Source organism: Paraburkholderia phytofirmans PsJN (assembly GCF_000020125.1).
Lineage (GTDB): Bacteria > Pseudomonadota > Gammaproteobacteria > Burkholderiales > Burkholderiaceae > Paraburkholderia > Paraburkholderia phytofirmans.
Map to the genome: position 1 here is coordinate 1,744,826 of NC_010676.1, position 22,462 is coordinate 1,767,287.

The following is a 22,462-nucleotide window of genomic DNA, read 5'->3' on the forward strand; positions in this document are numbered from 1 at the left end:
TCCTGATGAGGCGAGTTTCCCACTCGATGCTTTCAGCGGTATCTCCTGCAACTTCGCTACCCCACGATGCCACTGGCGTGACAGCCGGTACACCAAAGGTTCGACCACTTCGTTTGTCTTGTACCAGGCGTGTGGCGCTCCGACGGTCCGCTGACGAGTGCGTAGCTGACGTTCAACCATCCGTGCGCAAGCCATGATGTGCGGCTCAGATGCGCCGACCTCTGCCCGACGTGGTCGGCTCTGATCGCCCTCTTCGGTCATACGAGATTCTGCCGGGCAGTAGGCTGCTTCCCGCGGAACAAATAGTCACCCATAGAACGCTCGCCGATCAGGAGGCGTTGCCAGGCGCCGCACCCGGAAACAGCGACAGCCGGAGTCCAATGAGTGCATGCAGCGCACCTTTGCGCAGCTTGTAGCCGGGTACATCCGGATCGGCCGCGAAGTTGGCCATGATCCGCGCGATGGCGGCATCAACGTCGATTGCAAGTGCCAGCGGTACGCTTTGACGGTGACCCGATTCGACACACCGTTCATAGTGCGACCGAATGTCGTCGAGCACCCGGTTTAAGACGACTGGCAACTCGCCGGGAAACTTGCCCGAGAGTCTGCGCAGGTCGAGTGTATCGAGCGCGATGCGCATGTCGCGCAGGCTTTCGATCGACGGATCGGTGTCGTCCTCACATGACCAGCACCGGAAAGTCTTGCCCACTCGGTAAAACGACGAACAGATAGAACGCTGAAATGATAACGCTCGTCGTCGCTGTATTAGCCTGGACTGCGCCTGACAGGCAGTCGGGGAAGCTAAGGGAGAAACCGATTCAGTGAGGGATCAGTTTCTCCCCGGCCTGGAATCGCACTACCGATTGGCTTGCTCGACCACCCGGCCACACATACGCAGCGCACGTCCACTGCTCAGCCGCTCTGAAACCGGATATTCCATAGCCTGCCTTGATCCAAGTCAACACTCACAAGCGCACGTCGCATCATTCTCAGATCGTCAGGGAAGCGCTTTGTATTCCTGCTCGTCGCCCATCGCGTTATATGAGGTTTGCCATGTTCAGCGCAATTCGGAGCGCAAATGAATTGCGCCTTTCCCCGCAAGATTCGGATGAGCCTGTAGCGAGACGGATTTGCAGTCGCCCCCCTGTCATAAGCCTTCGTTGAACGGCACACTAGCCCGCCAAGCCAAACGGTAACGACATGCAATCGGCTTTGGTCACCACGAGAGTCGGCACGCAACGGTTCTACGCCGCAGCGAAGTCATCGGCGCAACGCGTAATCGCCGTCCGCTCGACGAGCGTGAATGTGGGAGCGCGGCGCGCCTGCTCTTGCCGGGACGTTGTCGACTCGATACCAAGGCGCACATGGCCGCAGACACCTGGAGAAGTACTGCGTGAGTGCAACGTCGTTCCGTTGCTCGCGGCAAGCATCTATAGTCTGGTCGGCGACATTTTGGAAGCGCTGACTGTGCTCGCATGTGTCGTGGCCATTGTTCTGATCAGCGTTTTTCAGAGCCGGCGCACGGCGCGGGCCCTCGACTCTCTGCGGGAGCTTTGGGCCCCGCGCGCGCAGGGGCTTCGCGATGGGCAAATATGCGTGCTGTTTGCTTGCCTAAAACCCCAGCCGGTCGATCATGCAAAGCAAAAAATCGACATAGGAACGTCGAGCATCGTCTATCGCGTAGTTTCTGCAGGTGTCCAGAAGGAGAACCGGCGCGCTTACGTTGGCTACGTGGAAGTTGTCACAGTTGCTTCCGACCGTGCCGTGCGCGCCGACGTCCTGCGCTGCGAGCAGGTTAGACCGACCGCTACACTCGCCTATGCGGACGCAATCGGCTTGAAAAAGCGGCTCGAATTAAGCGAAATCGGCGACGCGAATGCGTTCGGCCAAAGCGCGGACGGTCCGCCGTGAGTGCTCGTCAGAATCGGAACAGATGTTCGGACTCGTTCCGGATCACGGCGTAACACCCGCAGACCTCGCGCTCCAGCGCGGCGCGGTCGACTACCTGAATTCGCCCTTTACCGTAACGGATCGCGCCCGTACTTTCGACCTGCCTCGCAACCTCCGCGAGCTTCGCGGTGCGCACGCCAATCATCCGCGCGATCAACGCCTGCGTGACCTCGAATTCGCTCATATCAACACGGTCGAGGGTCATGAGCAACCAGCGGCAAAAACGCTGGCTAACCGAATGATGCCGGTTGCACAAGGCTGTCTGCGCCATTTGCGCGATCATCACCTGCGCATAACGAAAGAAGACGGACCGGATGTAACCGCCTCGTGCCAGTTCTTCCACCGCAAACTCAGCGCTCATCCGATAGGCCACACCGCCGCTTTGCACCACCGCATGGCATGCCGCGGTATCCGCGCCTACGAGCACCGGTACGCCAAGCAAACCCTCCCGGCCGATCATCGCGGTCTCCGCGTGACCGCCGCCGTTGGTTGCACGCGTCGTGCAAATCACCGCTGTAGTGGGGAGATACAGAAGCGTGAGGGGATCGCCCGGCTCATACAACACCTTTCCCGCCAGCATGGAAACCGGCGTCAGATGCGCCTCGATGCGTGCCCACTCTTCACCACTCGCGCCGGTCAGCAACCGGTTCCCTCCCTGCACCGGCCGATTGCTTTCAGCCTCGTTATGGGCGCCAACCCTCGCTCGCATGCCGCGGGACACTCGCTCAGCCAGACTGATGTGCAGACGTTCGAGTTCCGCTCTGTTCTGTTCGGGCAGCAAACTCAGAATCGCCGGCCGGAGCGAGTCATGCCCCAGAGCGTCCAGAATCTTCAGTTTGGGCAGCGTTCCCAGATCGCTTTTGCCAGTGCGCCACGCCGATATCTGGGCGCGCGTCAAACCGAGGTACTCGGCCAGTTGGGCATCGCTCCCGAAGTCGCCGAACCGCTTCACGTCGTCATACAGCGCGTGCCAGTCGAATGTCATTCAAAATTATGCGAAAAGAGATATGTCAAATAGATTTGACGACCGTATTGCGGTATGAAATACTGATCTGAAAGCAACACGGGCCCAGGCCGGATGACCTTTATAGCATAGGGCCTCCGGGTGGTTCGCACGCTTTCCACTATTGCATTCAAATCATCGGACCTCGCTTGAGCGATAACACATCGTACGTGCGGCTGCCCCATACATTGACTGCCGACAGAACGCTGACTGTTGCATCCGCGCCAATGGACGACGCTCAATTCGAAGCGCACCAGGTCGATTTCATTCGCCATCTATTCGGTTACTGCGCGTACCTGCGAGAGCATGGCCGGGAAACTCCCGTGTCGGACGCCTTCTTGCCGGTACTGGTCAAACTCCTTGAAGTTCTCGAATTGAACGCGCCTTCCGAGGCGCGCCAATGCGCTGCGCAGCTTACCCGAATCATGCAGGTGACGTTTCCCGACCTCGGCGCCCTTTCGCGTACAGTCATTGCATCTGAGATGGTCGAGAGCAAAAGCTCCGACAGCTGACAGATGCTGCTTCGAGTGATTCGCTCGCGAAGCCGGTTAAGTCAAGGCTCGATTCTTTTCAGTTTCGAAAGCTCGAGTTCCAGATGGTCCACCCCAAAAAGCACTGCGGTTCTGCCGGCCCGGGGCATCACGATGCGCACCTGCAACCCTATCATCAGCTGAGCCACATGAAGGAGTCTACGCTTCACAATGCACTCATCTGGATAGGTGCGGTCATCGGCGTCGCGCTAGTGGCCCTTCTGGCCATTGCCGGCTGCTATCCGGATTCGGCTTGACAACTGTTCTCATACACAAGATGCCTCAATTGCCGCTCTCGGACGAAAACTGGGCCAGGATCGAACACCTGTTTGTGTCCGCGAACCGGAAGGGTGCTGGCCGACCACGGCGAGATCCCCGCCTGATTGTCGAAGCCGTTCTATGGGTGGCGGAAACGGGTGCGAAGTGGCATCACCTTCCGGGCCATTATCCCCCGCCGCAGACGTGCTATATCAAGTGGCGCGAATGGGAAAAAAAAGGCCTGATGTGCGCGGCCAGAGAGATACTCAATAAAGAGCCTTAGGCGTGTGCAGCGCTGACCGTTCCGACCGTTTTGAACAATGGCGAGAGCGGCATCGGAAAGTCGGAGAGCGGAAAGGTGATCCCATCAGACAGACGGCTGAGGCACCAGACACTCACAGTCGAGCGGCGCGGCGATCCGCACGGGCAGTCTCGATCTGAACACGACTCGCGCTATCGATTGCTTGTAAAACCGCTGGTGTGACGAGCGCCGCCCCGGCGTCATACAAGTTGTCGCATCCGATCTTTTGGGTCATGACACCCATGAATGCCGTGGATTGATCGTGATCAAACGCTGCCGCGCCGCAACGCCTATCGTGTTTGCAAGCCCTGGCCGCAAAACGAGCGAACAAGTTCGGCCTGCGCGGTCAAGGCTGCTCCCGATGTCTGGCACTGGAGGGAATCGCGATGATGGCGACGCCGTCCGCAACACCGCACGTAGCAGGCAAACCGTTCAGAAAGACGTTGTACCTCATCGCCGCTGCTTTCGTGCTATGGGTAATGGGCGGCTGCATAACCTATGTCGCACCGCCCAGCGATGCGAACGTCAGGGCATCGCTGACGGTGGTGCTGGATCTTTATTCCCAGCGGCTTGGAATCGTCTCGCAACTGACTGCGATTGCACAGGACAAACTCAAGATCGGCACGCCCGCGCTAGCCGCGATTGCCAAAGCTCGCGCCCAGGTCATCGCCGTGCCCGCCACGCTCGCTCTCGCAAATGACCCGATTGCATTCGACCGGTTCGACGTCGCGCAGCGGCAGTTCACCGACGCCATATCCGCGCTTGTGATCGAGGTCGAATCCGAGCGGCGCCTGGCTTCTGATGCAACCGTCCGGACACTTCAGGGAAAGCTCGCCGTCTGGGCTACTCGTATCAGTTCTGCCCGAAACCGCTACGATGAAGCGGCTCAAATCTACAATGCAGCGCTGCACACGTTTCCGCACAATGTCGCCGCCCTGTTGTGCGCGGAACAGGAGAAACCTGCTTTCAGTGTACCGGATCGTCCACGATTGCGGACTCTTCCGCACATCGATTTCCAGGCGTTGCGTGGCGGCTTGCGCGTCTAGTCGCGTTCAACCGCGCTGCCGTGATTCGGGCTCACCGCGCATGTCTGAGTTTCGTGACGCGGTGTAACGTGGGGCGCGGGCCGGCTCGATCGGCGTAAAGCAGGCTTAAGCAGGAGACGGCATGTGGTAAGCGTGGCGTGAAACACAGCGCAACCTGATGCGCGTGCTGTGCTCTGCTCTGCTCTTTTCGAACCACCAAAATCCAAAGCAGGAAACTACCATGCAAAAATCAACCGCGTTCATCGCCGCGTTGGCGATATGGCTGACCGGGTGCGCGCACGATCCTTCGGTCAGGGTATCCCGCTCGGCATGCGTGGCTGGTCCGCCCATCGACCTCGAACGGTACATGGGAAAGTGGTATGTGATCGCGGAAACACCGTTTCTCAGCGAGCACGACTACGTCGGCAGTTACGACGAGTGGACGTTGCGTGCCGACGGGAAAATCGACGACAAATACCTTGGCCGGCGCCACAGCTTCGATCAACCCGCCACAGGAAGTCAATTCGTGGCGAAGGTCATGCCGGGAACAGGCGGCACCACATGGCGGGTAGGATTGATCTGGCCGTTTGAAGTGGTGGTCGTTACTGCGTATGTAGATGCCGGCTATCGCTACACGATCCGTTGCATGGCCGACGGCAACATGGTCTGGGTGCTCGCACGCAACCCGACGATCGACGAAGCCGCCTATTCGGATATGCTCGACCGGCTTGAAGGCATGGGCTTCAACGTCGACCGCGTGCGCCGGGTGCCGCAAAGTGCCGGGCAAATCGGGCTACCCGGTTTTCAGTGACGACACACAGACGATCCGACGCACGGGACATTCAACCCCACGCCAGCCCGCCGCGCAACGAAGTCTGCTCGACATCAACCAACCACGAGGCGGTCTACCACCACTTTCACGCCAGGCGTCGAACGCGCGGCCCCCGTCACGATCGAGCGCTCGATGGTCGAACTGAGACGGCCCGACAGAATCACTCGGCCCTCATCGACTTCTACTCCCACATGCTTCAACTCACGATCGCTATGGCGCTGGATTGCTTTGCGAATGTTGGACTCGATGTCGAGCGGCGAAGCCGAACCGCGGATCTTGATGCTGTTCGTCACGCCCGTCACGCCACGCATGTGGACGATATTTTTCTCCGCAATGCGGCTGCGATAGCCGTCCCGGACCTCGCCGCTCAGCGTCACCCAGCCCTTCTCCACCTTGATCCTGATCGAATCCTCCTCGAGGCCCGCAATCCAGTCGAGAACCGCGCGCACGCTTAGGGCGATATCCTCGTCCGTGCGTTGCTCCGACTTGCGCAGTTTCACGTCGAGGCCGATCACCACCGCGACGACGCCGCCGATTCGACTCGCGCACTTCTCCGCCGCGACTTTCGTCGCATAGTCCGGCACGTGGCCGGTAAGGGTGACAATGCCGTCGACAACGGCAACACCTATCCCATTGGCGTCGACGGCCGGACTGCTCATCAGTTCGTCCTCGACTTCCTGCTTTAACTGGCTATCCGGCTTCATGGAAATTGCCCTCCGAAATCAAGATCCGGCGCGATTGGATGTGCTCTTGCCAACTGGTTCAGCGCAGCTGACTGTTAGACAAGCTCCGAACTGCCTCCGCTGAAATACGCCGCCCACTCAGCCTAACGCGACCCTTCGCAAGGCGATTGATTGAGGTCAACCGTGGCGCCGACGCTGCCACGGCGGTGCTCATACTCGTCAAAATGCTTTAACGCGACCTCTTTAGCGCTCCTTATACGCTCGCAATCGCATGCGCCTGACGCAGATCAACCGTCTGTCTGGGCACACCCATATGCTGAAAGAGGCAGAGCAGTGACGCTGTAGCGCCATGCTCGATTTCAAACGACATCCCCAGTTGCCATCAGACCGAACCAAAACTATGCAGATTCACTTTCATGAACGTGATCTCGATCATCTCGTTTCCATGATCGGAATGCTCGAGCGGCTACTCGAACGTGAACCCCGTCCCTCGTCGCAGGTTGTGTTCGAGCCAACGTACTGGCGCATGCGCGTCAAGTCGGTGGCAACCCGTTCTGATATGCCGCGTCCGCTGGCCGCCCGGGCATCAGCGCTATTGGCTCGGCTCGATGTTCTGGACGGAACAGCCGTGCCGAATGAACGGCACGACGTGCAAAACGACAGATGAAGCGGCCGCCGGACATTGAGCAAAAGACCCGCTACGGCTATGACGTGATGGGCGGCGGCTTACGGACCTAGGAATTTCTCACCGAGGTGCTCCGGCGGCCTGAATGCCGGCCAAAACATCGCTACTCCGTGTGCATCGGCTGGAGCCCCTGCGCACGTGCCCACTCCCTGTCAGGCTCAGCGGCCGCCATTTTCGTCGTCGTGGTGTCGGCCGGCACGTCGGACGGCACGAGCGACCGGGTGGCGAGGGTGCCGAGCAAATCGTCCGCCGCAGGGCGTTGGCGAGCCGCGCTGGCCGGTTGCGGCGGCACAGAATGTCGCTGGAGACCAGACATGATCTCGAAGAACTGCCGGCTGTACGACAGCGCCTGGGCGAATCCCGCTGGTGCGAGCAAGGTCGGCAAGCACAACATTTCGGGGAGATTGTCCGCGACGCATGTGCGCGCGAGGCCCTCCTGGGTCTTGGCAAGACCAAAGCGGATTGCCTGAAGATTCAACGCAGTCAGCTTCTCAAAAGCGTCGCAGCACCGACTTGTGATGTCGAACATCTGGTCGAATCCACTGCGTTCCATGCCGAGCCATTGCTCGGGAATGATCTGAGCCATCATGCCTCCAAGGTTTGCGCCGGCCGGCGCAGGGCGCAACTCTGCTAGATGCCCGGCATCACAGGATACGGCTCGGTGTGATCGTCCACGCGCTTGACGCCGGGTATGGTTTGCGCCGCCACACGAACCGCTTCGACTGCTTCCAACGAATGGAACACGCCCCACAGATGCACGACGCCGTCGACGACGACAATATTGCGTCCCGCGAAGCTCCATTTACGACCAGCAAGCTCGCCCAGCAACATCGCGCGAATCTCGGCATCCGGAAGCGTCACGTCCGACGTTGGCTGCTCTGGCACGCTGGCGAGGGCCTGCACGAGGTTGGCACGGCTCACAATGCCCACGAGCCGCCCCGCTTCGGTCACGGGCACGCGTTTGATGCGCCGTGTCTCAAGAATGCTGGCTACTTCGCCGAGCGGCGTGCCGGGCTGAACGGTCACGACCTCGGTAGACATCACGTCACGCACTTTCGTCGCATGGGTCTTGATGTAATCCCGCGCTTCATGGCTTGCAGACCAGAGATGATCGAGCCACGAGGTTCGCGAGCGTTCGTCGGTGCCGATTTCGTTGCGGCGAAGCAGATCGCCCTCGCTGATCATGCCGATCAGATGGCCGTCAGCATCGAGCACTGGTGCGCCGCTTATTCCGTTGTCGACAAATATTTTGGCGACCTCTCTTACCGTCGAGTCGGGATGGACTGATATGACTGAGCGGGTCATGACATCGGATGCGCGCATGGTAAGCCTCGGCTAAGGTTTAGGTTCCTCATTCGTGGGACCGCATTCGTATTCACCGTCAACGCCCGGCGAATCGGTTATCCCTCGCGTGTGGTTCGAGATTAGGACGGCGCCGCATCCTCTCATTTGACATGGATCATCTGGAGCGGCGTTGCATGCACATGCGGGCGCGTCTGCTGTGACCCCAGCTTGCCGATTGACGCAAATCAATCCGGCAGCCGCCGTCTAATGTCGAATAGTCGGCATACCGTCTGGGCCCAGATCATGATGGAAACCAATGAAGCATTCGCCGATGCATCGTTTGCCGCGAAGGTTCTCGGGGTTGTTGCCGTGGTATACGCCGAAACCCACAGGGACGCGACCGACCCAAACGCCGTGAAATTCGACTCGCAATTCGAGCGGGATCTGGGTTTCGACAGCCTCGCGCGGGCGGACCTGTTCGGCCGGATCGAACAGGCTTTGCATGTGCGCGTGCCGCTCGAAGACTTTGCAACGGTTCTCACGCCCGCCGATCTCGTGCATGCCATTGAACGCGAGATAATATCGGCGGCCAGCGGCGCGACCGCGCCTGAAACACAGCCTGTCTGCGGGCCTGCCTCGCTCAGCAGCGACACACCGACCGATGCGACGACATTGATTGAGGTATTGCTGTGGCACGTGGACCGGCATCCGCAGCGCACCCACATCGTCTTTGTCGAAGATGGCGTGACGCCCGCCGAGTTGTCATATGGCGATCTCCATCGCCGCGCCGCTGCGGCCGCTTCGGATCTGCGCAACCGCGGCATTGGCCCCGGCTCGTCGCGACCGGCAGCATTCTCAAAACACCCAGCGGCAAGCTTCGGCATGCCGCCTCGCTCGCGCAGTTCGAAGGCGGCGCCATACCTTCACAAGCTCGGCCCGCGTGGTGGCAACTCACTCGCGTCGTGGCCAGCGCTATCGTGCCGTTCTCGCGACGGATTGCACGCCGGATCTCGCACACGATGTATGGCCTCTATTGCTGGGCGATTCTGGGCATGCTGGCGCCGCTCGCATGCGCCGCGATCTTCTCGGGGAATACGTCGCGCAACTGGCACGGCACCGCAAAGCTCGCCCGCGTGTTCCTGAAACTCGCGCGGCTGCATGCCGATGTGGAAATCGATCCCCGCGCAATGACAATGCGTAACGTTGTCATGGTGGCCAACCATAGCAGTTACCTGGACGGCCTGATCCTGCTTGCGGTATTGCCGCAGCCCGTCCGTTTCGTCGCCAAACGTGGCCTCGACCGACACTGGATATCCGGCCGTCTTCTACGCGCGATCGGCACCTGTTTCGTCGAGCGGCGCGAATACCGCGGCAGTATCGAGGACGAGCAGCGGCTCATAGGGCAGGCGGATGGAGACACTCCCATGCTGTTCTTTCCAGAAGGCACTTTCGGGCGAGGTGCGGGTCTGCTGCCGTTCCGCCTCGGCGCGTTCCGGGTGGCTTGCAGCAGCGGACGAGCCGTCGTACCGGTGGCGCTCGCCGGCATGCGCGCGGTGTTGCCCGATGGCAGTTGGATCCCCCGCCGGGGACCCATCTCGGTCGCCATGTTGTCGCCCATCGCACCTGACGGGCTAGACCTCGGCGCAATGGCGAGGCTTCGCGACGCCGCCCGAAGCGCGATTCTTACCCGTTGCGGTGAGCCCTCGCTCGTTGCGCGTACTGCTCAGAGTGGGAAATCTGAACCCGATCAAAAGCAACATCTCGCGGAGACTTCTTCATGATCGCTATGCTGGTGGTTCTGAACACTGCGGCGTTTCTGATCGAGCAGCTCGATCCTGACCGGCTGATCGGATTATTTGCGCTCTGGCCGGCAACCAGCAGCAGCGGCGTCCCAGCCTTTCACATATGGCAACTATTGACGTATAGCTTTCTACACGCAAATTTCATGCATCTGGCCGTTAACATGTTCGGCTTGTATATGTTCGGACGCGACGTGGAAAGCACGATCGGCCGTGCGCATCTTGTTTTGCTGTACTTCACAAGCGTGCTCAGCGGCGCTCTGCTGCAGTTGGCGGTCGGATTGGCCGATGTGACGGTGCGTGCGCCGGCCATTGGAGCTTCGGCAGGCGTATTCGGCCTGCTGGTCGGTTACGCGCTGCTATTCCCGCGCCGCCGCGTAATCCTTCTCTTCCCGCCAGTGCCGATGCCCGCGTGGCTCTTCGCCACGTGCTATGGCGTCCTGGAACTCGTACTCGGCGTTGCAGGCGCGCAAAGCGGTATCGCCCATTTCGCGCATGTGGGCGGAATGCTTGGCGCCGCAGTCCTGCTCCTGCACTGGATGCGTGCGCCGTCGCGCGAGCGGCGGCTTGAGTGAGGCCGTCACAGTAGAGCATCGCCAGAACGCCTTCCCTGCGCCGAACAATGCCCCCATACCGCACGGCCGAGTGCTCGGCCAGGTCATAAGACACACTTCGAGATCTGCCGGGCGCGGCACCGGGACCCACTCTCTCGTGAAGACATGGAGCGGACTGTGACCTTCGATACAGAAGTGCCGATCGAGAGTTTTTCCCGTCGCGATTATTGGCTAAAGCTGCCAGGACGACTCTGCGAATCACACGCAACCCAACGCGGAAAAGGACTCACGGCTGGCTTTCCACCAGAACGCGCGCCAACGGCACCCGTGCCGTAATGGTGACGCCGCGGCCAGGAATACTGTCGACAGAAAGAACACCGCCCAGCTGACTGATCCGCTCGCGCATGCCGAGCAGACCGAAGCAATCGGCTCGTGGCGCAGGGGCTTTTGGCAGCCCCACACCGTCGTCGTGAATCTGCAGGTGATAGTGCCGGTCATCGGCTGACAACGTAACGAATACCTCGTTCGCCCGAGCGTGGCGCGCGACATTCGTCAGCGCCTCCTGAATCACGCGATACAGCGAAATGGCGGCCAAATCGTTCAGGCATAGCACGTCGGGGCTAATCTCGCATCGAACGGGCACGCCGTAACGCTGCTCAAAGCCTTCGGTCATCCATTCGAGCGCAGCTTCAAGTCCCAGGTCGTCAAGCATGGGAGGGCGAAGATCAGCTGCAATGCGCCGCATTGATGTGGCCATCGCGTCAAGTTGGTCGGCCATCTCGCGGACTGAACCCAGTCGCGCGCGACCCGCTTCAGAAAAATGCCGCGCCAGTTCCGTTTCGTGAAGCGCTAGTGTCATCTTGAGCGCAGTGATCTGCTGCCCCAGGTCGTCATGCAATTCGCGCGCGATGCGCCTCTGCTCGTTCTCACGTGCCTGCTGCACGAGTGCCGACGCGGCACTTGCGTGCTCGAGGTCCTCCAGCCGGCGCCGCTCTGTCATATCGCGGGTGATCTTCGCGAATCCCAGCAAGTCGCCCTGTTCATCATGAACCGCCGTAATCACCACGTTCGCCCATAGCCGGCTTTCGTCCTTGCGCACGCGCCAGCCTTCGTCTTCGACGCGCCCCTGCCATGCGGCTGTGGCGAGCAATTGCGCTGGCTTGCCAGCCGCGATGTCCTCGTCGGTATAGAACCGGGAAAAATGGCGACCGACAATTTCGTCTGGAGAATAACCTTTGATTCGCTGCGCCCCGAGATTCCAGCTCGCGACATTGCCTGCTGCGTCGAGCATGAAGATCGCGTAATCCTGCACCGCCTCAATAAGCAGCCGGTAACGATGCTCGATATCGATATCGCTCAGGTTCCGCGAGGTGCTCCAGTCGGGGCTGTCCTGCTGCATGGTGGTCTTTTCGGATTTAGGCTGGCCCTGTGCCGACGATCGGATGGCAGGACGAGTGGCCGACTCAGACCTGGGACCAGGTAAGCGGTGATCTAATAAAAATGCTAGGTCAATGGCGATGTTCTCGCAAGGCTCTGCGCAACGCCTTGCCGATGCCCGCGCGGCATCGAGAAGCGGCTATCCGGACAAACGGCCTGCGGCTATGAGGGTTCTTCTTTTCAGCAACCGTCGCGTGAGCAAGCCTCAAGCGGCACGGCACGCGTCAAGCAGAAGCGTTCTGTCATGACAAACGGGTTTCAGTTAAGAGGAAGGGGCGACACAAAATGCGATTGACTGCTCAAAGCGCAGGCGACGAGCGTGACGATCACAACCATCCCGTGCGCCGGGTTACGGATGCATGCCTGTACCTGCTCGCTTCTCCCCCGGCCGAACAGACACCACACACAGAAATGCTCGCAGTTATTGGTAAGAAGCCGGTAGTTGTGTTCGCCAAGGCGTGATGCTGCACGGTGCACGACTTCCGCGCCCCTGAATTTCGCAAAGGGATGAAATATAACCTCGAAACCGAAGCCCGCCACAAACTCATCGATCGAGACAATTTCAACTGGGCCGCGGCTGAAGCGACGTGAAAAGCCGGCGTAATGAATGACCTTTCCGTCTCCGATATAGATGCCGTGATGCACGTAGCCCTGGCGCCGCGTGGCGAGGTGCGCTCCGCATGACAGGTCAGGTTCGGACGCGGCGGTTGCATCTTGCACATGATCGGGTTGGCTCATGGCTCGCTCCTGCAAACAGGGATGTGTTTACCGATGTCCAGCCCGCCTAAATGGGCAGATCATCGCGAGACCGAACGCTTCGTTCGTTGACATGCTTCTAGTATTGTTACCGGTGCGAGTCGCAACAATCAGCCTCGGCTGGACTTGCCGTCCGATGTTCGGCAACGATGTCGGATTTAGCTGACATGGCGAGTCGTTTTGGCTGCGATAAACCAAACGCTTCGTCGGCAGATTCGTGATGTCCGGACCTGCAGACTCACTCGCTTCCGTCTGGTTTAGCAGGGAATGATTTCTGCAAAGTGCAAACAGCCCGCCACACCTTGTTTTCGGCCGGTAAGTGATTGATGTCGGTATTAAACCGAGAATGCCGATAGGCAGCCGCGATGGAACTGACAACAGATGAGATAGCTGTCCCGAAGCTTTCCGCTATGTAGTCCGCTCAATGGCGACGTCGCGCTCTGAATTGAGCTCGAGCACAAGATTCGCGATCTGCATTTTTTTCAACCTGCTTTCGCGCGTGCGCTGCGGCGAGCCCGCGGCAGACTTCGTCATCAACCAGCTTCGCCGTGCTTTCGCCCCGTGGTACGCAATCGGAAAAGAGCGTTGTTGGCAATCGGCGGTCGCAAGTGATGCGCCCCTTATCCGGGCGTGCTCGATACAGACGCAGAAGCGCTCCGGTCACCAAGGTTCGCGCTGCTTCGAACCAGCAACACGGGGCACCTAGACATCCGCAGAAACTGCTCGGCGACGCTGCCGAGCACGGCTCTGGCCACACCGTGCCTGCCGTGCGTACCCATCACGACAAGCGCAGCTTCGTGGAGCTGGGCGCAGCGTTGCAGACAGCTCGCGATATCGTCCGAGGCACTCTGCGTCTCGACGATTTCCGTCGTACCCCTCACACCACGTCTGGCCATCGCCGTGCGGGCAGCTTCCAATGCGACCTTGGCATCTTCGCGGAGTACCTTGCAGAGGTCCCCCGGATCATAGTAGCCGGCGTACTCCGACACACGCCAGGGATGAACGATATAGACAGCGTGCAGGCGCGCGTGCGCGAGTGTTGCAATGTCGAGAGCGTGGTCCAGCGCCCGAAGCGAGGCTTCGCTTCCGTCTATGGCCAACAGGATCGTGTGATACATGATTCCGCACCTGGCGCAATGCGCCTCGTCTGTTGAAATGACTGCTCTCTCGAGCAAGCGTGGTAGCCGGATCGGTCGAGGCAGTGGTTCGATGATCGGCGTGACCCACGTGAGGTCGTTGACTTGCATCAAAACAACAGGGCGGCTTACGAGCCGCAGAGAGTTTTCAGCGCCGGCGGCAACCGCCGCGCCTCACGTCGACCGTTGCACCACGCCCGCCGCCAGTTCGACGATATCGGCCGTGATTTCATCCTGACGGACCCGGCGGTAACGTTGCGTCAGTTCTTCAAGCGTCTCCTTCACATGGCCGCGTGCGGCCAGCATAGCTCGCACACGCGCTTCGTTTTCCGCAGCGAACGAGAGCATCAACGCCTCGCACAATTCCACATACACATACGCTTCGATTAGCCCCGAAAGCAGGCGCCCGACGGGCAGCGTCAGTAGAGGCGGCTGATTGCGCCGCACGACCTGGAAACGCGAAAAATCGAACGGAATAAGACGGTGTTCGACGACTTCGTTATGTGACGCGATCCCGGGCACGGCATGAATGACGCAAACGCCGGTGATGGGCCGCTGGTCGAGGCGCTGGTAAAGCGCGTCGGTGAGGCGGCTGGCGAGTGTGGGCACATCGTCGGCATGGGAAGCCGCCGGCGAACTCCACACGAGCGCAACGCGACGGTCGTGCGCCGCGATCTCACCACGTGTTCCCACCACCAGGAACTCGCAATCCGCCGACGCGTGACGGACTAGCGCGTGGTCGAGAATCTGCTCGTTGAACGCGCCCACGAATCCTTGCTCCGCGCACAACGCGATAACGATCTGGGTGCCGCGCTCGGGCGTATCCGCCGATGTCCCGGCGCCATGGGCAAGCACGCCACCGATCGCGGCGCCGACGGTCGACGCCGAGGAGCGAATGCCAGGCAGTCGCCCCTGAGCCTCGCGTGAGCGGGCGGCCGCGATGCCGCGCATGGCACCGATGACAGCGTCGAGTTGCTGCGCCGTGGTGCTGCGCGACTCGATTTCCGCAAGTTTGCCGCTCATCGCGCGAGATCCAGATCGGACGCAACGTTAGCGGCGCGAAGTGTCAATTGCTGAACGAGTTCGCGGACCGTGGCGATCAACTCGGCCGGAGTGTCCGTGTCAGACGACTTGGCCGATATTCGCGCGCATGCTTGCGGAAGCTCGGATCGCACGTGCTGACCCTGCGCTCGCGCAACCAGTTCCGTGCGCACCTGTGCGGCGATCCCGGCTGGCACCGCATCGAAAACGGCCGCCGCCAGCGCGGCAAGCAAAGCAATTTCGTCGACGGTGCGTAATGCGCTAAAGCGCGGTTGTGCGATCAGCGCCCTGATGCGTTGACCACGGGCGATTTTCCCGGCAACGTGCGCGTCCGTCAGACCGCCGAAGCGGCTGAACATTTCCAGTTCGAGGAACTGTGCGTAATCGAGGCGCAGGCGGCCCGATACCTCCCGCAAAGCCGGATGTTGCGCCTTGCCGCCAACCCGGCTCACGCTCAAACCAATATCGACGGCCGGCCGCTGATTCGCGGCAAACAGCGCGGCGTCCATCACAATCTGGCCGTCCGTAATCGAAATCAGGTTGGTTGGGATGTAGGCGGACAGGTTACCCGCGTCGGTTTCCGCAATCGGCAGCGCGGTGAGCGAGCCGCCTCCCAGTTTCGTCGAGAGCCTGGCCGCGCGTTCGAGCAGGCGCGCATGAACATAAAAGATATCGCCGGGATACGCCTCGCGCCCCGGCGGTTCGCGCGTGAGCAGCGCCAGTTCGCGATGAGTCGCGGCATGTTTGGTGAGGTCGTCGATGACGACTAGAGCATGCTGTCCGCGATCACGAAAATACTCGGCAACCGTGATGCCCGCAAACGGAGCAATCCACTGCAACCCCGGCGCCGACGCGGCGGTAGCCACCACAAAAATGCAGCGCTCCGGCGCACCGTACTGACGGACGGCTTCGATCACCCGTTGCACGGCAGTCGTGCGCTGGCCGATCGCCACATAGACGCAAATCATGTCCGACTGCTTCTGGTTGACAATCGCGTCGATCGCCAGGGAGGTCTTGCCGGTGGCGCGATCGCCGATAATCAACTCGCGCTGGCCGCGGCCAATGGCGAACAGCGCGTCGACGAGCAGCACGCCGGTTTCGACCGGTTCGCTGACCAGATCGCGCTCGACAATCGACGGCGCAGGCCGTTCGGCGGGCATGCGCATCGCCGCCACGATCGGCTCGTCACGGTCGAGTGGCCGCCCGAGCGGGTCGATCACGCGGCCCAGCAAGCCTTCGCCGACTGGCACTTCAAGCACGGTGCCGGTACGCGTCACGCGCGCGCCCGCTTCAATCGCGCCGTCGTTGTCGAGCAGGACGACACTGACCTCATCGGCGTCCAGCGTATGGGCAAAGCCTGTCGCTCCGCTTTCGAAGCGCAGCAGTTCATTGAGCGCTGCGTCCGGCAGTCCCGAGACGAACGCGATGCCGTCACCGACACGTTCGACGCGCCCGAGCGTTTCGGCCTGCGCAGTAATCGAAGTGCGCGCCAGCGTGAGACGCTGCTGCGCGAGCCATGGATCGTCGGCCGTCTCAGGCGGGAACATGGTCGCCATCCAGCAGCACTGCCGTAATCCGCGCAAGATCGCCGCCAAAGCTGTTACGCACGACGGCGTGGGGCGCCCGCAATTCGAGTCCGGCAATCACTTGAGGATCGACCTCGAACTGAAGCGGCACAACCCGCTGCAAACAGTTCGTGACCACTTCCTGGCAGCGAGCCTGTTCCTCCGGGCGCAGCAGGCGCGGCGCGGCGAGCACGAGGGTCGCGCAGTTCGCGCCGAGTTGCATGCGAACAGCTTCAGGCAGTTGCGCAATGCCGGCGGCGAGACCATCGATAAAGCCTGTTACGGACAGGCTCTCGGGCAGCCTGGCAAGTAACTTTGCTGCGATATCGACAGCAAGCCGGGTCGCCCGGCGCGCCGCGAGCTTGTCCTGTTCGACACGTTCGGCTTCGGCTTCGGCGCCCGCGGCGGCGCGCAACCTCGCGGCTTCCGCCTGCGCCGCGGCGAGCAGCGCGGACTTCTCCTGAGCCGCTTCCGCCGCGATCTTTTTCATGGTGTCGTCACGCGCGGCGATGATCTGCAGCGTTTCGCGAGCCGCTGTGTCGCGTTCGAGAAGCGCCGCCTGCTTCGCCGCATCAGCTTCGCCGATGAGTGCCTGCGCCGCCTTCTGCCGCTCGGCAATGATTTGCGAGACCGGCCGGAACAGGAAACGCGCCAGCAGCCAGATCAGGACCAGTGCATTGATTGTCTGCAAGGCGAGCGTCGACCAGTCGATTCGCATGAGCGCCACCTATTTGACGAACGGGTTGGCAAAGAGCAGCAACAAGGCAATCACAAGACAATAGATCGCCATCGTCTCGATCATGGCCAAGCCCACGAACAGGGTACGCGATACGGTGCCCGCCGAATCGGGCTGCCGCGCGATCGCGTCCATCGCGGCGGCGACCGCGCGGCCTTCCGCCAACGCCGGGCCGATCGCGCCGAACGAAACGGCAAGCGCCGCGGCTGCAATGCTCACGATTTCGATGAGGTTATTCATAAGGCTTCGCCTTTTTTTACGCTAGCGTGGTGAGGGGTATCGTTGATTGCCGCGCCTATGAAAACCATCGCCAGCACGGCAAAAATGTAGGCTTGCACGGCGCCCGTCAGCAGGTCCAAAGCCATTAGCGGAATGGGAACGAGCAGCCCGGCTAGTGACAGGATGATGCCGACCACGAACACGCCGCTCATCACGTTGCCAAACAGCCGCACCACGAGAGAGAACGTCCGCGTGATCTGCTCGACGAGGTTCAGGGGAATCATCACCCAGCTCGGCTCGGCGAAGGCCGCGAAATAACCCGCCATGCCGCGCGTACGAATACCGTGGAACACCGTGGCGCCTAGCACGATCAGCGCGAGTGCGGCATCCGTTTCGAGGTGCGCGGTGGGTGGCGTCACGCCCGGCAGCAGCGCGCACCAGTTGGCAATCAGCACGAAGAGGAATAGCGTGCCGATCAATGCGCGATACGTGGTCGGAGCGGTTTGCATGGTGTCGCGGATTTGCTGATCGATCGTCTCGACCAGCAGTTCGAGCGCGGTCTGCACCTTGCCGGCCGTCAGCGACAGATTGCGGCAGAGAAAGGCCGACACCGCCGTGACAACGGCCATGATGGCCCAGGTTGCCAGCACGGGCTCGGTGATCGCAAGTGGGCCGAGGTGCAGAAGCGGCGCGGTAGCTAGCGGTGAAGCGGTCACGGTCTGCCTCGCTGGCAGCGAATCGCGATCGTTCGCATGAGCAGGATGCCGGCCATGCCGGCCAGCAGGGCAAGCGCGCCGGCGTGTGCGAGCATCAGAAGAAGCGCACCAGTCAGGGCGAAGCGGGCAAGCTGGAGCACGAGCGCCGCTGCCGCCCTGCCCTGTGCAAAAAGCGGCCAGTTCCAGCGCAGCGAGAGGAACTGCCAGGCGCCGGCCAGCATGCCGACGCTGAGTCCCATGGCAAACTGCGCCGCGAATGACGGCGATGGACTAATCATGGTGCCCTCGTTGTTGACGATGCATCCACTTCCACGCCGACCAGAAGCCGACTGCGGCGCCGATCATCAGGAGCGGCGCCGAGAAGAACACGCGCGTGCCAAAAGCGCGATCCAGCCAATGGCCGATCGCGAGTCCCAGCAACGTCGGCAGAACGATTGCCCAGCCGAGGATGCCGATCTGGCCAAGCCGGCTGCCCAGAGACGGCTCGGGATCAGCGCGCCCATGCGCGTCACGCGCGGCGGCGTGGCGGGCTGCACCGGCCATGCGGTCGTCGCCCGATTTGCGCCTGTCGGGAAGCTGCGAGTTCATTGCGGCATGACTCCCGTGGCGGCGTCGTCGGCGCCGTCCGCGCCCGAACGTGGACACAGATAGCGCAACATCTGACGCACGGCCCGGGCATGCAGGCGCAACTGGTCAACCCGGGCGCGCCGTGCCGCATCGTCCTCAACGGCGTGGTGTCGGCGAACGGCCTCCTCCAGGCTCTCCAGCGAATCGCCGGGAATCGCTTCGCGGCAGGCAATCGACACCTGCGTGCCGCGCGACACCAGCAGCACGCCGCCGTCCACCGCGCAATAGCGGGTCACGCCGTCGGCGCAGATCCAGCGAACCACCGATGGCGTCAGCAATGTCACGAAATCAGCATGGCCGACATGGATACCGAACGAGCCGCTCTCGTCCTCCGCGCGCAGGGAAATGATTTCGACTGCGTCGAACCATGCGCGCGACGGCGTGGCGAGGGTTAAGGTGAGACGCGCGCCGGTCATCGCACTGTCTCCATGCCACGGGTCACCGCGTCCTGCGCGACAGCGGTTTGCTCCTTACGGCGTGCTTCGTCGAGCGAGCCGATCATGTAAAGCGAGCTTTCCCGCCAGTTGTCGCACTCGCCCGCGAGGATCGCCTTGCAGCCGGCAATCGTCTCGCCCACCGTCACGGAGCGGCCGGCTTCCCCGGTGAACGCTTGGGTAACCGCAAACGGCTGGGTCAGAAAACGTTGCAGACGCCTGGCTCGCCCCACGAGGGCGCGGTCTTCCGCGCCGAGTTCCTCGACACCCAGCAATGAGATGACGTCCTGCAACTCGCGGTAGTGTTCGATGATCCGGCGTACCTCGGTGGCGACAGCCACGTGTTCCTCTCCGACCACGAGAGGGTCAAGCAGAATCGACGACGACGCGATCGGATCGATCGCGGGGTACATCCCTTCAGCCGCCATGGCGCGAGACAATACGACCATGCTGTCGATATGCGCGGCAATCGCGGTGACGGCGGGATCGGTGAAGTCGTCGGCGGGTACGTACACCGCCTCGATCGCCGTGACCGAGACGTCGCCGACCGACACAATGCGTTCCTGCAAGCTAGCGACCTCGCTTGCCAGCGTCGGCTGGTACCCTACCCTCGACGGCATGCGTCCCAGCAGGCCCGACACTTCGGCGCCGGCCTGCACGAAACGAAACACGTTATCCATCAGCAACAGGACATTCTGACGGCGTTCGTCGCGGAAATACTCCGCAATCGTCAACGCGGTAAACGGCACGCGCCAGCGCGCGCCCGGCGGTTCGTTCATCTGGCCATACACGAGAACAGTGCGTGCCAGCACGCCGGATGTACGCATATCGAGCAGCATTTCGTGCCCTTCGCGCGAACGCTCACCCACGCCGGCAAACACTGAGATGCCCTTATAGCGCTCGACCATCGCGTGAATCAGTTCCATCACCAGCACCGTTTTGCCGACGCCCGCGCCGCCGAACATTGCCGCCTTGCCCCCCTGGGCAAGCGGCGCAAGCAGGTCAATGACCTTGATGCCGGTGGAAAACAGGGACGTCGCGCCGGTCTGCGCGGCGAGCGGCGGCGCCGCACGATGAATTGGACGGCGCTCGAGTTGCGCTGAAAGCGCCGCGCCGTCGTCGCGGGGCGAGCCTGTCACGTCGAGCAGTCTGCCGAGCACCGCCTCGCCGACCGGCGTCGCAATCGGGCCGCCACAAGTTCGCACGCGCGCACCGCGCCGCAATCCCGCAGTCGCCTGCAACGCCAGTGCGCGCACCGTAGTTTCGCTAAGATGCGCTTGCACCTCGGCTAATACCGGCGAGAGATCGTCTGACAGAATGAGCAGCGCGTCGTCGATAGAAGGTAGTGGACTGTCCGCAAAACGGACGTCGACCACCGCGCCCCGGACGGCGACGACGCTGCCGTCACTGGCGGCCGACGAGCTGTCCGGTACGATCGATGGTGGCTGAGTCGACATCCTTGGCCTCCTCGCGGCCATGCATGAATCCGCACGATACCGTCGTGTCGCACCGGCGAAATGACATCGATCAAATGTCGGCGAGAAGGCAGCTCGCGAGAGACACTAATCAACTTGGTCGGTAACCGACCGGCGACCGGCAGCGCCTGACTCGGCGACACTCAGTCCCAGTTGATCCGCGTCAAATGCCACGGCGGACACACCGCTAAGCTTGCTCGAACGTGCTTCCGGTCCAAACGTGTGCCTTCAAAGGGTATTACACGCTTTGCCTCCATCTCGCCGTCCGCCATGCCGATAAACGACGGCGCTTCGGTGCAGTGCGCGAAGACAGACTCACTGCAGGTCTGACGCACGCATGCACGCATGCCAAGACTACTGATCCTTCTGAACATCACATTGAGCGTGGCTCGCCGCCTCAAATGACAGCGTGTTCGACATCTTGAGTTGCACCCACACCATCCCCTCGCGCAGACCGGCGAGTACGGCCTCACGCTCGTTAGGAAAAACACGGCTGTGCCTGAACTCATGAGTGAAGACGCCTTCAGGTGTGCTATGACTAAGCTGGATAGAGCAGTCGAAACCGCCCGCTGTCTGATGCGTCACGGCCGATACCGACCAATTGCCGTCGCAAATATTTCCGGAAAGCGCCATGAGCCGCCCCTCGTCTTCCATCAGCTAAAGGTGACAAGTAGGGCGCGCGCCTGCGCCCTACGCTTTGGCGCGTCAGCCCACCGTCAGATTGTCGATTACGGCATGCACGCCCGGCGCTGCCCACGCGGCCCCGCGCGCAGCCGAACGCTCGGCGGCCGAATCAACCTTGCCCGTCAACGTTACCGTGCCTTGATCCACCTTGATCGCTATATGTTTCGCCTCACGGTCCGCGTGACGCTGAAGCGCCTGGCTGATCTGCTCGCCAATGTCCTGTGCGGCCACGCTTCCACTGATGCGGATCGTGTTCGATACGCCCGTCACGCCGCGCATTTGCGAAACAGTGCGGGCGGCGACATGACTCTGATAGGCATTGTCGACTTCGCCGCTTAATGTGACCCAGCCTTTTTCAACCTGCACCTTGACGGACTCTTCGCTTAAGCCGACGGTCCAATGGAGAACGGAACGAACCGCGTTGGCGATGTCTTCGTCGCTGCGAACATCCGCATGCCCGAGGCGCACCTTCAGTTCCACAACGACGGCCTTCACGCCCGCGACACGTTGCGCCGCTTTCTCCGCCGCGATTTTTTCCGCATAGCTGGCCGGATGACCGGACAGCGTGACGATACGGTCATGAACCTCCACGCCGATGTCTGTGACGCTCACTGCCGGGTCCCAGGCCAGTTCCTCCTCGACCTCGTGTTTCAATTCCATGTCTGACTTCATTGCTTGCTCCTTGAAAGCACGTACGGATCGCAACCGCTCCGGGACGTGCAGCCGCGCGCC

At 61.4% G+C, this 22,462-nt stretch carries 29 protein-coding genes and 1 other annotated feature; of the genes, 10 read left to right on the plus strand and 19 right to left on the minus strand.

The genetic code is table 11. The features are described 5' to 3' along the window. Positions 1 to 6 precede the first annotated feature (6 nt). Positions 7 to 140 (minus strand) — a sequence feature (23S ribosomal RNA rRNA prediction is too short). A 188-nt stretch (positions 141 to 328) separates the two neighbouring features. Beyond that, positions 329 to 709 carry an FUSC family protein gene (locus BPHYT_RS27495; RefSeq protein ID WP_041759189.1) on the minus strand — a complete coding sequence of 127 codons (381 nt, stop codon included), beginning with the start codon at positions 707 to 709 and terminating at the stop codon, positions 329 to 331. Between the two features lie 491 nt (positions 710 to 1,200). Here BPHYT_RS27495 and BPHYT_RS27500 point away from each other — a divergent pair, with 491 nt between their 5' ends. Beyond that, on the plus strand, positions 1,201 to 1,911 hold the full coding sequence (locus tag BPHYT_RS27500; protein WP_012427400.1) for a hypothetical protein: 711 nt from the start codon (positions 1,201 to 1,203) through the stop codon (positions 1,909 to 1,911). A gap of 7 nt (positions 1,912 to 1,918) precedes the next feature. Here BPHYT_RS27500 and BPHYT_RS27505 read toward each other — a convergent pair whose 3' ends face one another. After that, on the minus strand, positions 1,919 to 2,902 hold the full coding sequence (locus tag BPHYT_RS27505; protein ID WP_238535757.1) for a Crp/Fnr family transcriptional regulator: 984 nt from the start codon (positions 2,900 to 2,902) through the stop codon (positions 1,919 to 1,921). Positions 2,903 to 3,102: 200 nt separating this feature from the next. Between BPHYT_RS27505 and BPHYT_RS27510 the strand changes: the two genes are divergently transcribed. The 5 genes from BPHYT_RS27510 (at position 3,103) to BPHYT_RS27525 (ending at position 5,878) form a co-directional block, all read left to right on the plus strand. Next, entirely contained in the window at positions 3,103 to 3,465 is a 363-nt protein-coding gene (locus BPHYT_RS27510) for a hypothetical protein (RefSeq protein WP_012427402.1), read from the plus strand. 83 nt (positions 3,466 to 3,548) lie between these two features. Continuing rightward, complete coding sequence (locus BPHYT_RS27515; RefSeq protein ID WP_012427403.1) at positions 3,549 to 3,740, plus strand: hypothetical protein; 192 nt, start codon at positions 3,549 to 3,551, stop codon at positions 3,738 to 3,740. A gap of 20 nt (positions 3,741 to 3,760) precedes the next feature. Beyond that, complete coding sequence (locus BPHYT_RS39735) at positions 3,761 to 4,024, plus strand: transposase (protein ID WP_012427404.1); 264 nt, start codon at positions 3,761 to 3,763, stop codon at positions 4,022 to 4,024. Between the two features lie 317 nt (positions 4,025 to 4,341). Further along, positions 4,342 to 5,088, plus strand: coding sequence for a LemA family protein (locus tag BPHYT_RS27520; RefSeq protein ID WP_238535758.1), 747 nt, complete (start codon positions 4,342 to 4,344; stop codon positions 5,086 to 5,088). 220 nt (positions 5,089 to 5,308) lie between these two features. Beyond that, on the plus strand, positions 5,309 to 5,878 hold the full coding sequence (locus tag BPHYT_RS27525) for a lipocalin family protein (protein WP_012427406.1): 570 nt from the start codon (positions 5,309 to 5,311) through the stop codon (positions 5,876 to 5,878). 74 nt (positions 5,879 to 5,952) lie between these two features. Here BPHYT_RS27525 and BPHYT_RS27530 read toward each other — a convergent pair whose 3' ends face one another. After that, positions 5,953 to 6,603: a BON domain-containing protein gene (locus tag BPHYT_RS27530; RefSeq protein WP_012427407.1), complete on the minus strand. Its 651-nt coding sequence runs from the start codon at positions 6,601 to 6,603 to the stop codon at positions 5,953 to 5,955. Between the two features lie 328 nt (positions 6,604 to 6,931). On the opposite strand from BPHYT_RS27530, the gene BPHYT_RS27535 reads away from it, so the two are divergent. Then, complete coding sequence (locus BPHYT_RS27535) at positions 6,932 to 7,249, plus strand: hypothetical protein (protein WP_148225156.1); 318 nt, start codon at positions 6,932 to 6,934, stop codon at positions 7,247 to 7,249. Between the two features lie 121 nt (positions 7,250 to 7,370). Here BPHYT_RS27535 and phaP read toward each other — a convergent pair whose 3' ends face one another. Both phaP and BPHYT_RS27545 read right to left on the minus strand, forming a co-directional pair. Beyond that, positions 7,371 to 7,856, minus strand: a complete 486-nt coding sequence (phaP, locus tag BPHYT_RS27540) for a TIGR01841 family phasin (protein ID WP_238535759.1) — start codon at positions 7,854 to 7,856, stop codon at positions 7,371 to 7,373. A 41-nt stretch (positions 7,857 to 7,897) separates the two neighbouring features. Then, entirely contained in the window at positions 7,898 to 8,590 is a 693-nt protein-coding gene (locus BPHYT_RS27545) for a CBS domain-containing protein (protein ID WP_012427409.1), read from the minus strand. 264 nt (positions 8,591 to 8,854) lie between these two features. On the opposite strand from BPHYT_RS27545, the gene BPHYT_RS37530 reads away from it, so the two are divergent. Genes BPHYT_RS37530 through BPHYT_RS27555 form a run of 3 tightly spaced genes read left to right on the plus strand, consistent with a single transcriptional unit; the run spans position 8,855 to position 10,925 of the window. After that, a complete protein-coding gene (locus BPHYT_RS37530; protein ID WP_167315772.1) occupies positions 8,855 to 9,694 on the plus strand; it encodes an acyl carrier protein in 840 nt (279 codons plus the stop codon). Next, positions 9,685 to 10,332: a lysophospholipid acyltransferase family protein gene (locus BPHYT_RS27550; RefSeq protein WP_167315773.1), complete on the plus strand. Its 648-nt coding sequence runs from the start codon at positions 9,685 to 9,687 to the stop codon at positions 10,330 to 10,332. The genes BPHYT_RS37530 and BPHYT_RS27550 overlap by 10 nt, the downstream gene beginning before the upstream one ends. Beyond that, positions 10,329 to 10,925, plus strand: coding sequence for a rhomboid family intramembrane serine protease (locus tag BPHYT_RS27555; protein WP_012427410.1), 597 nt, complete (start codon positions 10,329 to 10,331; stop codon positions 10,923 to 10,925). The genes BPHYT_RS27550 and BPHYT_RS27555 overlap by 4 nt, the downstream gene beginning before the upstream one ends. Before the next feature lie 265 nt (positions 10,926 to 11,190). Here BPHYT_RS27555 and BPHYT_RS27560 read toward each other — a convergent pair whose 3' ends face one another. The 14 genes from BPHYT_RS27560 to BPHYT_RS27625 all read right to left on the minus strand — a co-directional run bounded on the left by BPHYT_RS27560 (position 11,191) and on the right by BPHYT_RS27625 (position 22,402). Then, a complete protein-coding gene (locus BPHYT_RS27560) occupies positions 11,191 to 12,303 on the minus strand; it encodes a PAS domain-containing sensor histidine kinase (protein ID WP_012427411.1) in 1,113 nt (370 codons plus the stop codon). 296 nt (positions 12,304 to 12,599) lie between these two features. Continuing rightward, positions 12,600 to 13,079 carry a lecithin retinol acyltransferase family protein gene (locus tag BPHYT_RS27565; RefSeq protein WP_012427412.1) on the minus strand — a complete coding sequence of 160 codons (480 nt, stop codon included), beginning with the start codon at positions 13,077 to 13,079 and terminating at the stop codon, positions 12,600 to 12,602. Between the two features lie 638 nt (positions 13,080 to 13,717). Beyond that, entirely contained in the window at positions 13,718 to 14,215 is a 498-nt protein-coding gene (locus BPHYT_RS27570) for a universal stress protein (protein WP_012427413.1), read from the minus strand. A gap of 192 nt (positions 14,216 to 14,407) precedes the next feature. Next, a complete protein-coding gene (locus BPHYT_RS27575) occupies positions 14,408 to 15,256 on the minus strand; it encodes a F0F1 ATP synthase subunit gamma (protein WP_012427414.1) in 849 nt (282 codons plus the stop codon). Beyond that, complete coding sequence (locus BPHYT_RS27580) at positions 15,253 to 16,830, minus strand: F0F1 ATP synthase subunit alpha (protein WP_049869313.1); 1,578 nt, start codon at positions 16,828 to 16,830, stop codon at positions 15,253 to 15,255. The genes BPHYT_RS27575 and BPHYT_RS27580 overlap by 4 nt, the downstream gene beginning before the upstream one ends. Further along, a complete protein-coding gene (locus BPHYT_RS27585) occupies positions 16,808 to 17,557 on the minus strand; it encodes an ATP synthase F0 subunit B (RefSeq protein ID WP_012427416.1) in 750 nt (249 codons plus the stop codon). The genes BPHYT_RS27580 and BPHYT_RS27585 overlap by 23 nt, the downstream gene beginning before the upstream one ends. Positions 17,558 to 17,566: 9 nt before the next feature. Next, on the minus strand, positions 17,567 to 17,815 hold the full coding sequence (locus tag BPHYT_RS27590; RefSeq protein WP_012427417.1) for a F0F1 ATP synthase subunit C: 249 nt from the start codon (positions 17,813 to 17,815) through the stop codon (positions 17,567 to 17,569). After that, positions 17,812 to 18,510, minus strand: coding sequence for a F0F1 ATP synthase subunit A (locus BPHYT_RS27595; protein WP_012427418.1), 699 nt, complete (start codon positions 18,508 to 18,510; stop codon positions 17,812 to 17,814). The genes BPHYT_RS27590 and BPHYT_RS27595 overlap by 4 nt, the downstream gene beginning before the upstream one ends. After that, positions 18,507 to 18,749 carry an N-ATPase subunit AtpR gene (locus BPHYT_RS27600; protein ID WP_238535760.1) on the minus strand — a complete coding sequence of 81 codons (243 nt, stop codon included), beginning with the start codon at positions 18,747 to 18,749 and terminating at the stop codon, positions 18,507 to 18,509. Before BPHYT_RS27600 ends, BPHYT_RS27595 begins: the two co-directional genes overlap by 4 nt. Positions 18,750 to 18,780: 31 nt before the next feature. After that, entirely contained in the window at positions 18,781 to 19,098 is a 318-nt protein-coding gene (locus BPHYT_RS27605) for an AtpZ/AtpI family protein (RefSeq protein WP_012427420.1), read from the minus strand. Continuing rightward, a complete protein-coding gene (locus BPHYT_RS27610) occupies positions 19,095 to 19,553 on the minus strand; it encodes a F0F1 ATP synthase subunit epsilon (RefSeq protein WP_012427421.1) in 459 nt (152 codons plus the stop codon). Before BPHYT_RS27610 ends, BPHYT_RS27605 begins: the two co-directional genes overlap by 4 nt. Beyond that, positions 19,550 to 21,028: a F0F1 ATP synthase subunit beta gene (gene atpD, locus BPHYT_RS27615; protein WP_012427422.1), complete on the minus strand. Its 1,479-nt coding sequence runs from the start codon at positions 21,026 to 21,028 to the stop codon at positions 19,550 to 19,552. The genes BPHYT_RS27610 and atpD overlap by 4 nt, the downstream gene beginning before the upstream one ends. Before the next feature lie 372 nt (positions 21,029 to 21,400). Then, the gene (locus BPHYT_RS27620) at positions 21,401 to 21,679 is read right to left on the minus strand and encodes a hypothetical protein (protein ID WP_012427423.1); all 279 of its coding nucleotides are present in this window, start codon (positions 21,677 to 21,679) and stop codon (positions 21,401 to 21,403) included. A 72-nt stretch (positions 21,680 to 21,751) separates the two neighbouring features. Next, the gene (locus BPHYT_RS27625; RefSeq protein WP_012427424.1) at positions 21,752 to 22,402 is read right to left on the minus strand and encodes a BON domain-containing protein; all 651 of its coding nucleotides are present in this window, start codon (positions 22,400 to 22,402) and stop codon (positions 21,752 to 21,754) included. Positions 22,403 to 22,462: the final 60 nt, after the last annotated feature.

Coding starts and splice junctions, on each gene's coding strand:
- BPHYT_RS27500 (WP_012427400.1), top strand. CDS start 1,201: ATGCAATCGGCTTTGGTCACCACGAGAGTCGGCACGCAACGGTTCTAC.
- BPHYT_RS27515 (WP_012427403.1), top strand. CDS start 3,549: ATGGTCCACCCCAAAAAGCACTGCGGTTCTGCCGGCCCGGGGCATCAC.
- BPHYT_RS39735 (WP_012427404.1), top strand. CDS start 3,761: ATGCCTCAATTGCCGCTCTCGGACGAAAACTGGGCCAGGATCGAACAC.
- BPHYT_RS27525 (WP_012427406.1), top strand. CDS start 5,309: ATGCAAAAATCAACCGCGTTCATCGCCGCGTTGGCGATATGGCTGACC.
- BPHYT_RS27530 (WP_012427407.1), bottom strand. CDS start 6,603: ATGAAGCCGGATAGCCAGTTAAAGCAGGAAGTCGAGGACGAACTGATG.
- BPHYT_RS27535 (WP_148225156.1), top strand. CDS start 6,932: ATGCTCGATTTCAAACGACATCCCCAGTTGCCATCAGACCGAACCAAA.
- phaP (WP_238535759.1), bottom strand. CDS start 7,856: ATGATGGCTCAGATCATTCCCGAGCAATGGCTCGGCATGGAACGCAGT.
- BPHYT_RS27545 (WP_012427409.1), bottom strand. CDS start 8,590: ATGCGCGCATCCGATGTCATGACCCGCTCAGTCATATCAGTCCATCCC.
- BPHYT_RS37530 (WP_167315772.1), top strand. CDS start 8,855: ATGATGGAAACCAATGAAGCATTCGCCGATGCATCGTTTGCCGCGAAG.
- BPHYT_RS27555 (WP_012427410.1), top strand. CDS start 10,329: ATGATCGCTATGCTGGTGGTTCTGAACACTGCGGCGTTTCTGATCGAG.
- BPHYT_RS27560 (WP_012427411.1), bottom strand. CDS start 12,303: ATGCAGCAGGACAGCCCCGACTGGAGCACCTCGCGGAACCTGAGCGAT.
- BPHYT_RS27565 (WP_012427412.1), bottom strand. CDS start 13,079: ATGAGCCAACCCGATCATGTGCAAGATGCAACCGCCGCGTCCGAACCT.
- BPHYT_RS27570 (WP_012427413.1), bottom strand. CDS start 14,215: ATGTATCACACGATCCTGTTGGCCATAGACGGAAGCGAAGCCTCGCTT.
- BPHYT_RS27575 (WP_012427414.1), bottom strand. CDS start 15,256: ATGAGCGGCAAACTTGCGGAAATCGAGTCGCGCAGCACCACGGCGCAG.
- BPHYT_RS27580 (WP_049869313.1), bottom strand. CDS start 16,830: ATGGCGACCATGTTCCCGCCTGAGACGGCCGACGATCCATGGCTCGCG.
- BPHYT_RS27585 (WP_012427416.1), bottom strand. CDS start 17,557: ATGCGAATCGACTGGTCGACGCTCGCCTTGCAGACAATCAATGCACTG.
- BPHYT_RS27590 (WP_012427417.1), bottom strand. CDS start 17,815: ATGAATAACCTCATCGAAATCGTGAGCATTGCAGCCGCGGCGCTTGCC.
- BPHYT_RS27600 (WP_238535760.1), bottom strand. CDS start 18,749: ATGGGACTCAGCGTCGGCATGCTGGCCGGCGCCTGGCAGTTCCTCTCG.
- BPHYT_RS27605 (WP_012427420.1), bottom strand. CDS start 19,098: ATGAACTCGCAGCTTCCCGACAGGCGCAAATCGGGCGACGACCGCATG.
- BPHYT_RS27610 (WP_012427421.1), bottom strand. CDS start 19,553: ATGACCGGCGCGCGTCTCACCTTAACCCTCGCCACGCCGTCGCGCGCA.
- atpD (WP_012427422.1), bottom strand. CDS start 21,028: ATGTCGACTCAGCCACCATCGATCGTACCGGACAGCTCGTCGGCCGCC.
- BPHYT_RS27620 (WP_012427423.1), bottom strand. CDS start 21,679: ATGGCGCTTTCCGGAAATATTTGCGACGGCAATTGGTCGGTATCGGCC.
- BPHYT_RS27625 (WP_012427424.1), bottom strand. CDS start 22,402: ATGAAGTCAGACATGGAATTGAAACACGAGGTCGAGGAGGAACTGGCC.